Genomic DNA, 12,957 nt, shown 5'->3' on the forward strand with positions numbered 1-12,957 from the left:
AGCTACTGCGCGCTCTCGATCTTCAGCTGCTTGATCTTGCGATACAGCGTGGCGCGGCTCAGCTTCAGCGTCCGCGCAGCTTCGGTGACGCGGCCGCCGTGCTTGCGCAGCGCTTCGACGATCGTCGCGCGCTCGGCGGCTTCGAGAGCCTCCGTCGCTCTCCCGCCGAACGGCGGCAGATCGAGATCGGCCTCCATGATCACGCCATCCTCGGCCGTGCAGCCGGCGAGCCGCAGCACGTGGCGGAGCTGCCGCATGTTGCCCGGATAAGAATAGGCTGCGAGCAACGACCAGGCCTCGCCCGAGATACGGCAATCCGGCGCTTCCTCGCGCGCGATCTGGCGGACGATGTCATCCCGATCCGCGCGCTCGCGTAACGCAGGCAACCGCACCTCCATGCCGCGCAGGCGGAAATAGAGGTCGGTGCGGAAGGCGCCTTCCTCCGCCATGCGACCGAGGTCGCGATGGGTGGCGCTGATCAACCGGATATCCACCGGCACCGGCTTGAGCGCGCCGAGCGGCCAGACCTCGCGGTTCTCCAGCACGCGCAACAGCCGCGTCTGCAGCGCGATCGGCATGTCGCCGATCTCGTCGAGGAACAGCGTGCCGCCGTCGGCCTGCACGATCAGGCCTTTCGACCCGTCGCGCCGCGCGCCGGTGAAGGCGCCGGCCTCGTAGCCGAACAGCTCGGCATCGATCAGGCTCTCCGGCATCGCCGCGCAGTTCAGCGCGACGTAATTGTTGCGCGCGCGGTTGCTGGCGGCATGGATGGCGCGCGCGAACGCGTCCTTGCCGACGCCGGTCTCGCCACGCAGCAGCACCGGCAGATTGTGATCGCCGATGCTCCTCAAGCGCTTCACGCTCTTGAGCAGGCCTGGATCTCGGCCGGCGAGCCGGTGCAGCGCGTCGAAGCGATCGATCGGAGCATCACGGCGAAGCGTGGACGATCTCGCGCGCAGCGGCGGGGCAATGTGGCTCCGACCGAGCGGCCGGCCATCGGCGCGGCGCAGCTCGACGATGTCGTCTGCGTTGCGCGAATGATCGAGCTTGATGTAGCGCGACAGATCGATGCCGGAGGCGATCAATCCGTCGGTCAGGCCGAGCAAGGCGCGCGCCGAGCGGCAGGCGCCGACGATGCGGCGGTCCTCGTCAAAGGCGAGCAGGGCGTTGCCGCCGATATCAGGCACGGTCGCGATCCAGGCGTTGCGGAAATGATCGCGGAAGATCGCACGCTCCATCCGCCGCGTCGCTTCCGTCGTCACCGCAAGCGCGAGCTGATGCGCGGCACGGCTGAGGTCATCGCGGCAGGACGTGATGTTGACCGCGCCGGCGAGACGTCCGGCCTGGTCGAACAGGGGCGTCACCGCGCAGGAGAAGATGCCCCACTGCTCGCGAAAATGCTCATCGCGATGGACCAGGATGGGCTTTTGTTCCGCAAGGCACGTGCCGAGCCCGTTGGTGCCTTCAAAAGCTTCCGAAAAATTCGAGCCGGTATAGACCTTCCAGCGCAAGAAGATCTCGGTATCGGCCTCGCCGGGCAAGCGGCTGAACAGCATGGTCGCGTTCGCGTCAGCGAGATTGACGCAATAGCCGGCGTCGCGGAGCACGCGGGCGAGATCGTCGAGTTCGGGCGTCAGCAACCGGATGGTCTCTTCCAGCGGCTCGGCGACGTGACGGATCTCGGCCTCAGTCAGCGTCTGCGGCGGACCCTGACGGGCGGGGTCGAGCTTGTGGCTGATCAGGCAGCGCCGCCAGGAGTTCGCGATCCGCGACTCCGCATCGACGTCGGCCACATGATTGGCGACGGACAAGACACGGGCGACATGGTTCGAGGCCGAAAGGCTGGCCATCGCGGACGTCTCCACCCTGTATTCTGGTGCAAAGTCTGGCACCAAAGGCGGGGATGTCAATCGGGAACCGGAACGCAGCTATTGCTGCACCGCCCTCACCACGTGTCGATGCACGGCCGCTTCTTGTCCGTCCTTGGCGCCGGCTTAGGCACCGATCGCAGGCCCGCCATGATCCAGCGCCGCGTCTCCGCGGGGTCGATGACGTTGTCGATCTCGAACACCGACGCGATCGAGACCGCCTTGCCGTTGGCATAGAGCTCGGCGACCTTGTTGCGATAATAGGCCTCGCGCTCCTCGGCGTCGGCGATCGCTTCCATCTCCTTGCGGAAGCCGAGGCGGACATAGCCTTCGAGGCCCATGCCGCCGAACTCGCCGGTCGGCCAGGCCGCGGTGAAGAACGAGGCGTGGAAGCCGCCGCCGATCATCGACTGCGCCCCGAGCCCGTAGCCCTTGCGCAGCACGATGCCGAACAGCGGCACGGTAAGGCTGGCGCCCGTCACGAACATGCGCGAGACGTGGCGCACGATCGCGGTCTTCTCGGCTTCGGGGCCGACCATGAAACCGGGCGTGTCGCAGAGCGAGACAACAGGCAGATCGTAGGCGTCGCAGAGCTGGAGGAAACGCGCGGCCTTGTCGCCGGCGTCGGCATCGATCGCGCCGCCGAGATGGCGGGGATTGTTGGCGATCAGGCCGAACGGCTTTCCCTCGATGCGGATCAGCGCGGTGATCATGCCGAGACCGTAGTCGCGGCGCAGCTCCAGCACGCTGTCCTTGTCGGCGACGAGATCGATCACGTTGCGGATGTCGTAGACACGCAGGCGGTTCTCCGGGATGGCGCGCCGGAGCAGGCGCTGATCGGCGGCTTCCCAGTCCTTCACGGCGCCCTGGAAATAGGACAGGTATTTCTGCGCGACTGATGTCGCCTCCTCCTCGTCCTCGACCAGGATATCGATGACGCCGTTCGGCGACTGGAACGAGACGGGGCCGACTTCTGCCGGATGATAGACGCCGAGGCCGCCGCCTTCGATCATCGCCGGGCCGCCCATGCCGATCGAAGCATTCTTGGTGGCGATGATGACGTCGCAGCAGCCGAGCATCGCGGCATTGCCGGCAAAGCAATAGCCGGAGACGACGCCAATGACAGGCACGAGGCCGGAGAGCTTTGCGAACTGCACGAAGGATGGCCCATCAAGCCCGGTCATGCCGAGCCGGTCAGTGTCGCCGGGCCGGCCGCCGCCGCCTTCGGCATAGAACACCAGCGGCAAACGCCAGTCTTCCGCCAGCCTGAGCATGCGGTCGATCTTCTTGTGGTTCATATGGCCCTGCGTACCCGCGAGCACGGTGTAGTCATAGGCCACCACGATGCAGCGCGCGGCGTCTCCGCCGAATTTTTCGGCGTTGACGGTGGCGACACCCATGACGAGGCCGTCGGCCGGTGTATTCTTGATGAGATCGTCGAGCTTGCGCCGGCGCCGCTGCGCGGCAATGGCGAGGCTGCCATATTCCATGAACGAGCCGTCATCGACGAGCTGCGCGACGTTTTCGCGCGCCGTACGCTGGTTGGTGTTGCGCCGGCGCTGGACAGAGGCCGGACGGTTTGCATCGAGCGTGTTGGCCTGCCGCGCGATCAACTCGGCAAGATCGGGGCGGATATGGTCGAGATCGATATCGGTCTCGACAGACGACGCATCGGCAGCGACATCGAGCGGCTCCAGATAGAGGATCGGTTCGCCATGTAGCAGCGTGACGCCGTCGCCTGCTGCGAGCTTCATGACGCGGCCGCCCTGCTCGGCCATGACCAGATGCTCCATCTTCATGGACTCGATCACCGCAAGTTGCTGGCCCGGGCGCACGACCTCGCCTTCCCTGACCTGAATGGTGACGATGGTGCCCTGCAGGGGCGCTGCGACCATCACCGCGCCTTCAGGCACGGCTTGCGCGATTTGGGCCTCCGTGCCGTGAGCGCCGCCTCGCTCAGCCGCGGCAAAGTACAGCGGCTTGGCCGCGCCATCCGCCGCCTCGACCAGCCTGGCGATGTTGCGATCGATGAAGTCGGTCGCGATGCGATTGGTCCGGAAGTCTGGGTGCGCCAGCACGGCCTGAAGGAAGGCGATGTTGGTGACGACGCCATCGATCCGGAATTCGCGCAGGGCTCGCGAAGCTTTGGCGACCACGTTGTGCCAGGCTTCGCCCGGCGTATGCACGATGACCTTGGCCAGCAGCGAGTCAAACGCCGCGCTGGTCTTGTAGCCGGCATAGCCAAAACTGTCGACGCGGACACCGGGGCCCGACGGTGGCTCGAATACGGCGAGCACGCCCCCGCTCGGATGCGTCGCACCCGTCGCGTCCAGCGTCTCCATGTTGACGCGGAGCTGCATGGCACAGCCGCGAGGCTTCGGGATCGCACCCTGCGCGAGACCGAGCGAGGCCAGCGACGCGCCCGCGGCAATTGCGAGCTGGGCGCGGACGAGGTCGATGCCGAGCACCTCTTCCGTCACGGTATGTTCGACCTGGAGCCGCGGATTGGCCTCGATGAAAGCAAAGCTGTCCTCGGCGGTGCCGTCGACCAGGAACTCGAACGTGCCGAGATTGTCATACGAGGCAGCCGCCGCGAGCTGCTTGGCGGCCTCGATGATACGGCCGCGCAAGGCGTCGCTCAGCGACGGGCTCGGCGCCACCTCGACCAGCTTCTGATGCCGGCGCTGGACGGTGCATTCGCGCTCCCACAGATGAGAGATCGCGCCGTGATGATCCCCGATGATCTGCACCTCGATGTGGCGCGCCTGCCGGATCAGCCGCTCGGCATAGACGCCATCAAAACCGAACGCCGCCTTGGCCTCGGATTGGCAGCGCGCATAGGCTTCCGCGAGATCCGCGGCGTTCTCGACCACGCGCATGCCACGTCCGCCGCCGCCGGCCATCGCCTTGACCACCACCCCCGCACTGTTGCCGAGCGAGGTGAAGAACGCCGTGATCTCGTCGAGCGACGACGGCCCGCTGGTGCCGGCAATGATCGGCACACCGCAACGCTTTGCCAGTTGCCGTGCGGCGACCTTGTCGCCGAACAGTTCCAGCGCGGCCGGCTTCGGTCCGACGAAGACGACGCCCGCATCCGCACAGGCTGTTGCGAACGCCGCGTTCTCGCTGAGAAAACCGTAGCCGGGATGCAGGGCATCGCAGCCCGCGCTCTTCGCCGCCTGCACGACAGCTTCGATATCGAGATAGGCCCGCGCGCCGCGACCGGGAATTTCGACCGCCTCGTCGGCAACGCGCACATGCAACGACAGCGCGTCATCGGCCGGATGGATCGCAACCGTGGCAATGCCGGCGTCGGCCGCGGCGCGGGCGATGCGGATGGCGATCTCGCCGCGATTGGCGATCAGGAGCTTCTTGAACGACATCGCTCTCTCGCTCAGACTGCGGCAGGCTGGTTTGGGTTGAGCTCCTGCTTCTTCACCTTGCCGGTGGCGGTCAACGGCAGCGCCTCGATGAGGCGCACCTCCGGAATCTTGTAGACGGCCATGCGCTCGGCACACCAGGCGCGCAGGTCCTCGGCGGTAATCGTGCCGACCGCCTCCGGCTTGAGCTGGATATAGGCCACAGGCACCTGCCCTTTATCAGGGTCGTCACGCCCGACCACACCGGAGCCGAGCACCTTCGGATGCTGGCCGAGCAGCGCCTCGATTTCAGGCGGAAATACGCTCATGCCCTTGACCTTCAGCATCTCCTTGCGACGGCCGAGGAAGTGCAGGAAACCGTCCTTGTCGATGCTGCCGATGTCGCCTGTGCGCAGCCAGCCATCGATCAGCGACTCCGCAGTTGCCTCCGGCTTGTTCCAGTAGCTCTTGAGCAGCGACGGCGTGCGCACCCGGATCTCGCCCTCCGCGCCGAGCGGCAGCAATGCGCCGGTCTCGAAATCGGTGATCTTGAACTCGGCGCCGGGGACCGGCAGGCCGACGAAGATCGGCTGGTTGTTGAGATCGAAATCGTCGTCCTGGAAACCCGCGGTGAACGTGTTGGAGGTGTGGGTTTCCGTCATTCCCCAGGCCGCTTCCATCAGGATCGTGCCGGTGAGATCCTTCCAGCGCTTGCGATAGTCCGCATTGAGCTTCTTGACGAAGGAGACGACGCGAACCTGCTTCAGCGACGACAGATCGAACTCGCTCCAGCGAGGATGGTCCATCAGCTCCACAGCGCAATCGACCGGCATCGCCGTGATGGTGACCTTGTACTTGTCGATCGCGGCCATCGCGCCGACGGCGTCCCAGCGGGCCAGCAACACCAGCGTCCCCCCGGCGAACAGCGGGAAGATCAGGCCGGCGTTTTCGCCGGCGATCCAGAACTCCGGAAAGAACGACAGGGAGACGTTGCTCTCATCTGATTGCATCGAGACGCCATAATTCGCGGCGGCCGTATAGACCATGTCGCGATGGGTATGGACGCATCCCTTCGGCATGCCGGTGGTGCCGCCGGTGTAGTTGAGTGCAGCGACCTCATCGAGGCCGGGCGGCGGCAGCCGCACAGGCGCGGGCTGTGCTGCGAGCGCAGGCAGCAGATCGGTCGCGCCTGAGATCGCGATACGGGGCGCCCGGATCGAGTCCGGCGTCGGAAATGTGGGCGTCGAGGGGATGACATCGGCAAAGCTTGTGACGATGATCTCGCGCAGGCGCACCTCGCCCTTGACCTGCTCGACGATTGGGATGAGCTGGTCAAGCGCCACGATCACCTCGGCCTGGGTGTCGTTGAGCTCGTAGGACAGCTCGAATGCGCGAGACAACGGGCTGACGGGAACATGGACCGCGCCGAGCTTCAAAATGCCGAAGAACACGATGTGGAATTGCGGGCAGTTCGGCAGGAAGACGGCGACGCGATCGCCCTGGCGCACGCCCTTGGCCTGCAATAGCGCCGCAAAGCGATCGCTCTGCTCATCGAGATCCGCATAAGTCGTGACGTGCCCGTAAAAGATCACCGCGGGCCGTGCAGGGCTCTGCTTCGCCCACGCGCGGAGATATTCCGTCAAGGGAACTTCGCCGTGCAGATAGTTCGGCAAACGCGGCAGGCCCTTCGGCCAGGCCTTCTCCCACAAGCCGTGCAAGGTGGCGAGGTAGTCCTGTTCGTCGAGACCTGCGCTCATGACGTCTTTCCCGCGTGCTTTTCTTTTCGGGCACAGATGTGCCTTTGACCGACCTCATTACACGTCGAGCACGGCGAACGTCATGTCAAGACAAACAGTTCGTCCGCCTCGAGGGCGATGCCGTGACGCGGAAAAATGCCGAACAGGCTTGCGCGTCAGGCCGGCCGCACGCCCGCCACGAAGGCGCTGACCTCGAGCGATTGCAGCTTCTGGGTCAGCCGCGATCCGGTTCGGCGCTGCCCGCCTGCGCGCGCACGCCGTGGTGACGGTGATACGCACTCGGCGCCGGCCAGGGCCAGCCCTTCAGTGTCGCTGCATCCGGCTCGAAGATTTCGATCTTGAGCGGATGACACGCCGCAACATCGCTGGAATGGGTCGCGCTGCAATCCCCGCCGGGACAGGCCGACAACGCTCCGAGCAGGTCGATCTCCGCGAAGAACTCGATGAAGTCGCCGGGCCGGACCGGACTGGCCTTCATGAAGTACTGGTGCGTGTCGTGAGTGAAGCCGGTGCACATGAAGACGTTGAGCACGTCGTGGACATGGTGCTCCGCCGCGGCGGGATCGACGTTCAATTCGGCGGCAAGCGCGCGCGACAGGTTGGAGTGGCAACAGAAATCGTAGGCCGCGCCATTCAACAGGAGATTGGTGTAGGGATCGCAGCGCGTACCGATGACGTCGTGAATGCCGGCTCCATCGGCATCGAAACCGTACCAGCCCAACGTGTCGTGACTGATGGTCGCGATCGGCCGCAGATAAGGCATCGTGCTCCAGAGCCGGTCACCGAGGCCGACATGGGTGCCGTGAAGCGCGCGCGTCTTGCCGCTGAAGAAGCGCTCGGCGAGATCATCCGCGTTCCAGAGATTGAGATCGCCGACCTGGGGACCTTCGATGCCGACGATGCGGAAGAACCGGCCGCGCGCCACACGAAAGGCGCGAGCATCGCGTGGCGGCACGATGAGCTCGTGCGTCTTGACCATGGTCCGCCGCGCCGATTCGAGCCTGGCCATGTCGGGCCCGGGCATTGTCCCGGCGGGATAGACGATGGCCGGCTTGGCAGCGCGGCGTAAGGCGGCGTCGGCAGGGACGGGTGAGCTATTCAGGGGCATCGTTGGCCTCGGATTCACACAGCAACGCGACAGCCGGCGGCTGACGTTGGGCGCGATGACTCTATCGCCCCACTTCAACCTGAAGCAACACACCCGTCCATGAGTTCGTCCAGCTCGGCCTTCGAGAGCACCCCGAGCTCGGCGATGAAGACGATCCGCGCGCGCGGCACGCCCGCCGCAGGCGCGTCACCCGGCGCCAGTGTCGCGCGGCCGCCGGCAAACTGGAACACCATCTGACGCCCGGGTTGCTCGATCGTCTCGAACAGGCCCTTTGCGCGCGCCAGCTTCGGCGCGAGCTCGTTGATGGCCTGCTGCAGGCGCCGCAGCGAGAGTGGCCGGTCCGCGGTCCAGCTCAGCGTCTCGAAGCGTTCTTCCGCCGGGCGCTTCGGTCCCGGCTCGCGCGGCACGGGCGCGCGATCGCTCGCAGGAAACAGCAGCGCGGATGGGATCTCGCCGTGCCTGGCGTCGACAACCACGGCCGGGACGCGCTGCGCGCGGATGACCTCGCGCATTCGCATGCCTGCGCCTTGGTCCGCCAGATCCAGCTTGCTCAACGCCACGATATCGGCGACGCGCAGCTGCGAGCGCTGCAGCGCATCCTCCAGGGCCGCCGGCGGCGTCGCCGCGTCCATGACGCAAAGCACGGTTTCCAACGGTGCCTCGCGCAGGATCACGGGGTCCATCAGATTGCGGACGATGTCGGCGGGATCGGCAACCCCGCTGGTTTCGATGACGATGTACTCGGGTCTCGGATCACGCCGCAGCAGCGTCGACAGCGTGCGCAACAGGTCGCTCTGGAGCGAGCAGCAGATGCAGCCGTTGGCAAGGCTGACCACCCCGTCACCCGCGCCTGCGATCAACTCCGCGTCGATGTTGATGGCGCCGAAATCGTTGACGATGGCCGCGATCCGCCGCCCGTCCGCATTCGCGAGCAGATGATTGACGACCGTGGTCTTGCCCGCCCCCAAAAAGCCCGTCACCAGGAGAACAGGGACCGGCATGGATCAGCTTCCGACGACAGGACGGCGCACCGGCCGGCCCGGCCGCGCCGCGACATCAAGCACCCCGTCCTCGATCAGCACCTGGCCGCTGACGACGAGATGCCGGACGCCTTCCGACGGACGGTTCATCGCGGCGAAGGTCGCGCGATCCGAGAGCTTCTCGTAGTCGAACACGACGATGTCGGCATCGGCGTCCTTGGCAAGCCGGCCCTTGGCTCGCATCGCGGGCGTGCTCTGCGACAGTATCTCCGCCGGGATCAGCGCGCATTTGCGCAGGCCCTCCAAAAGCGAGATCGCCTTGCGCTCGCGCACCCATTCGCGGATGAATTTCGTGAAGCAGCCGGCCGAGCGCGGATGCGAGGTGGCATCGTCGGGCAACGGCCAGGCGTCGCCCTTGTAGGTGGTGCCGTCCGACAGGGTCCACGGCATCGCGTCGGATGCGATCGCGCCGCCGGGATAGAGCACCGACATGTCGAGGAGTTCGCGATGGTGCGAATTGTTCTCGGTGTCGAGAATGTGCCAGAGCACCAGTGAGGACGGCTCTTCGGCCTGGGCCTTGAGCAGCTCCTCACGGTCGTGGAAGCGATGGCCGTCGGTGACGCGCTGCACGGAATCGTAAGCCGTGCCATTGCGCTCGACGAATTGGGGATCGCTGAAAAAGGCAGCCGCCAGTACGGTCGAGCCGGTGCCGTAAGGATAGGCCTCCACCGTGATCGGCAGGCCCTGCGCCTGCGCCTTTTCGATCAGCACGCGGCAGCGCGCGATGTCGGTCTTGCTCGACGAATTGAAATGGCAGATGTGCATGTGCGCGCCGGTCGCACCGGCATAGCCGATCAGGCGGATATAGGCCTCCACGGCACTCTCTGGGTCGATGCGCGCCATGTAGGCCACGTGGGTGAAGGTCGGCACGTTGTGCTTTGCGGCGAGCTGGCACACCGCGGTCAACTCCTGCACACCGGCGCCCGGCGCATAGGCGTTCAAGATGCCGATGCCGATGCCGCCCTCCTTCAGGCCGCGCGCGAGCCGCTCGATGATTCCGGCGAGTTCCGCATCCGTCGCGATATTGTCCATCCAGCGGCGGTCGCGCATGGCGTTGCCGAATGCCTCGAGCGAACTTTCCACGTTGGAGCCCGTCATCGCGCCGATGCGCGCAAACGCCCAATTGGTGGCGGCGCCGTAGTTCAGTACCCGGCCTCGCCGCGCCTGGCGCTCGTACCAGGAGCCGACCGGCAGCACGCCGGCTTCGAGATCGAGCGTCGTCGTCACGCCATCGAACGCCTGCATGCGGTCGGCGGGGATCGACTGGCCATGGGCGTGCAAATCGATGAAGCCGGGCGCCACCACCAGCCCGGTCGCGTCGATCACGCGCTCGGCGCCGCCGAGCGAGGAGCCGACCGCGGCGATCTTGCCGTCCACCACCGCCACATCGCCAACGGAGTCCATTCCGCTCGCGGGATCCACCACCCGGCCGCCAGAGATCACCAAACCGCTCATACCGTCACTCCGCCAAGCTCATGCCAATGCCCCCAAAGGCCCGGCAGCAGCTTCGGAGGCGGAGACCGGGCGCATCGCGCACGTCCGATGCGCATCAAGGCAGATTCTCTGGTGGACCACCACCACCGCTGAAGCCGAGACAGGATGCAGATTGCGGCATGTCGTGGCCGGGGGCTCCGGCTCTGCTCTTCGCGCTGACCGTTCCGCAAGCCAGGCGTGATCCTGCGCACGCCATTGCGTCCACGGTGCCGCGCTCGCGCAAGTCACAGAGCTTGCTGATCTGCCGTTGTGGCTGCGGAGGCTGCCACCGGAAACGTTCGTGCGTCCGAAGCCAGATCCCAATCAAGGGCTTGCACCGGACGAGCAGGAACCCTTCGACGCCGCGATGGATCACCATCGCCGCGCCGGGATCCGCTTGCCGAGGGCGGAAGCGCACGCGAAGTTTTACGCCATCGTCGAGAGCCAGATTGCCGATGCCGAGTTGCCAGTGCGAGGCACGGTGGAGCGACTGATGGCAGAGGGGATTGATCGTCATGAAGCCATTCACGCGGTCGGCTCCGTGCTCCGGACAGATGCAGGACTGATCAGCAGTTCAGTGCGGGCGACGCTACCCCCGGCACGATGTCCGGCGAGGATCCGAGTGTGGCTTGTTCGCCGGATGGAGGCTCTGACTGCCGAACAGTGGCGTCGGCCCCGCTGAGTCACGCGCGAGACGCGTTCTCGAAAATGGCGCTCCCTAGGGGAATCGAACCCCTGTTTCAGCCTTGAGAGGGCCGCGTCCTAACCGCTAGACGAAGGGAGCGTGAGGGCTAGCCAATAGCCTCGAAATTTGTCCGCTGCAAGGACCGAACTGCCGTTTTACGGCTCATTGGCAAATTTCAGCTTTCCGGCCGGCCTCAAGGTGTGGGCGTCGAAGGCGCGGATCTCGATGACGCCGCCGATATCGAGCGTGACCAACAGGCGATCGCCGGCAATCCCGGTGGAGACGATTTTGGCCCCCTTCGGCAGCGTCGCGGTGACGTCGCTCCCGGCATCAGGCGCCCTTCCCTCCGACTTAAAAAGGCGGTAGCCCACCGCGATCAGGACGGCGCAGATGGCCAGCGCCGAGGTCAACCCCGCGATCAGCATCATCCGCCGCACCCGCGCAAACAGCGCGGCCTGCTCGGGGCTCGGTTCGGGAACAGCGGTATCAGACGTCGTCATGGAAAGTTTTGGCTCTGCGCAAAGGTTGGAAGTCGTGGTCGAGGGCGACGAGGGCTCGGCCCGGCTCGACCGCGTGCTGGCGGCGCGCCTTCCCGACCTGTCGCGATCAAGGCTGAAAGCCCTGATTTTGGCGGGCGCCGTGAGCCTGAAGGCCGCCGAGGTCCGCGACCCCGCTTATCACGTCAGTTCAGGCGATACGATCATAATCCACGTGCCGGAGGCAGCCCCGCCGGAGCCGAAGGGCGAGGATATCGCCCTCGATATCGTGTTCGAGGACGACGACATCGTCGTCATCAACAAGCCGAAGGGGCTGGTGGTGCACCCAGCCGCCGGCCACGAGACCGGCACGTTGGTGAACGCGCTGATCGCCCATTGCGGTACCTCGCTGTCCGGGATCGGCGGTGTGCGCCGGCCCGGCATCGTGCACCGGCTCGACAAAGACACGACCGGGCTGATGGTGGTCGCCAAGAACGATCTCGCGCACGCCTCGCTCACCGCCCAATTCGCCGACCATGGTCGCACCGGGCCAATGCGGCGAGGCTATATGGCGTTCGCCTGGGGGCTGCCCGGCCGCCATCGCGGCACCATCGATGCGCCGATCGACCGCCATCCCCATGCGCGGGAAAAGATGGCGGTGCGGCAGGGCGGCCGCGAAGCGGTGACGCATTGGGAGCTTTTGCAGAGTTTTACCGGGCGCGATGGCAAGCCGGTCGCGGCGCTGCTCGCATGCGAGCTCGAGACCGGAAGGACCCACCAGATCCGCGTCCACCTCGCCCATATCGGCCATCCCCTGATGGGCGACGCCGTCTATGGCCCGCATTTCAAGACCAAGGCGAACCAGCTGGGCCAGGAGTCGCAAGGGGCCCTGACGGCGCTTGGACGACAAGCCTTGCATGCTTATTTGCTGGTACTAGAGCACCCCCGAAACGGAGAACTTCTTCACTGGGAGGCCGGCTTGCCGGAGGATTTGCTTCTCCTGGAAAGCGTCCTGAAAGCGGCGCTATGACGCAGGGACTTTGAGAAAGTCCTTACCTTACAAAAAGTTATAGCTGCCACACGGGGACGTGACGTCAGCAATCCTTCCCTTTTTGTCCCCTCATGGAGTATATTGCGCCTGCGTTGGAAGTGACCAACTGGAACATCGCAGCTACGACCGGCTTTAACCAA

The 12,957-nt window shown here is 65.6% G+C and carries 9 protein-coding genes and 1 tRNA gene; 1 reads left to right on the top strand and 9 read right to left on the bottom strand.

Translation table 11 applies throughout. The features are described from left to right. Positions 1 to 2: 2 nt before the first annotated feature. The 9 genes from ACVW16_RS12545 to ACVW16_RS12585 all read right to left on the bottom strand — a co-directional run bounded on the left by ACVW16_RS12545 (position 3) and on the right by ACVW16_RS12585 (position 11,790). Complete coding sequence (locus ACVW16_RS12545; protein ID WP_456738819.1) at positions 3 to 1,850, bottom strand: sigma-54-dependent Fis family transcriptional regulator; 1,848 nt, start codon at positions 1,848 to 1,850, stop codon at positions 3 to 5. Positions 1,851 to 1,945: 95 nt separating this feature from the next. After that, on the bottom strand, positions 1,946 to 5,251 hold the full coding sequence (locus tag ACVW16_RS12550) for a carboxyl transferase domain-containing protein (RefSeq protein WP_456737344.1): 3,306 nt from the start codon (positions 5,249 to 5,251) through the stop codon (positions 1,946 to 1,948). Positions 5,252 to 5,262: 11 nt separating this feature from the next. After that, complete coding sequence (locus ACVW16_RS12555; protein ID WP_456737343.1) at positions 5,263 to 6,984, bottom strand: AMP-binding protein; 1,722 nt, start codon at positions 6,982 to 6,984, stop codon at positions 5,263 to 5,265. Between the two features lie 214 nt (positions 6,985 to 7,198). Then, positions 7,199 to 8,092 carry an urea carboxylase-associated family protein gene (locus ACVW16_RS12560; RefSeq protein ID WP_456699520.1) on the bottom strand — a complete coding sequence of 298 codons (894 nt, stop codon included), beginning with the start codon at positions 8,090 to 8,092 and terminating at the stop codon, positions 7,199 to 7,201. A 74-nt stretch (positions 8,093 to 8,166) separates the two neighbouring features. Beyond that, a complete protein-coding gene (locus tag ACVW16_RS12565; RefSeq protein WP_456737342.1) occupies positions 8,167 to 9,093 on the bottom strand; it encodes a CobW family GTP-binding protein in 927 nt (308 codons plus the stop codon). 3 nt (positions 9,094 to 9,096) lie between these two features. Then, positions 9,097 to 10,587 (bottom strand): amidohydrolase family protein, encoded by a 1,491-nt coding sequence (locus ACVW16_RS12570; RefSeq protein ID WP_456737341.1) that lies wholly within the window; start codon positions 10,585 to 10,587, stop codon positions 9,097 to 9,099. 94 nt (positions 10,588 to 10,681) lie between these two features. Continuing rightward, positions 10,682 to 11,134, bottom strand: coding sequence for a hypothetical protein (locus tag ACVW16_RS12575; protein WP_456737340.1), 453 nt, complete (start codon positions 11,132 to 11,134; stop codon positions 10,682 to 10,684). 180 nt (positions 11,135 to 11,314) lie between these two features. Continuing rightward, positions 11,315 to 11,389: transfer RNA gene (locus ACVW16_RS12580), tRNA-Glu, on the bottom strand. A gap of 56 nt (positions 11,390 to 11,445) precedes the next feature. Next, entirely contained in the window at positions 11,446 to 11,790 is a 345-nt protein-coding gene (locus ACVW16_RS12585; protein ID WP_456737339.1) for a hypothetical protein, read from the bottom strand. Between ACVW16_RS12585 and ACVW16_RS12590 the strand changes: the two genes are divergently transcribed. Further along, positions 11,789 to 12,796: an RluA family pseudouridine synthase gene (locus tag ACVW16_RS12590; protein WP_456737338.1), complete on the top strand. Its 1,008-nt coding sequence runs from the start codon at positions 11,789 to 11,791 to the stop codon at positions 12,794 to 12,796. The two genes, ACVW16_RS12585 and ACVW16_RS12590, sit on opposite strands and share 2 nt — an antisense overlap. The last annotated feature ends 161 nt before the right edge of the window (positions 12,797 to 12,957 follow it).

The organism is Bradyrhizobium sp. USDA 4474 (assembly GCF_054057515.1).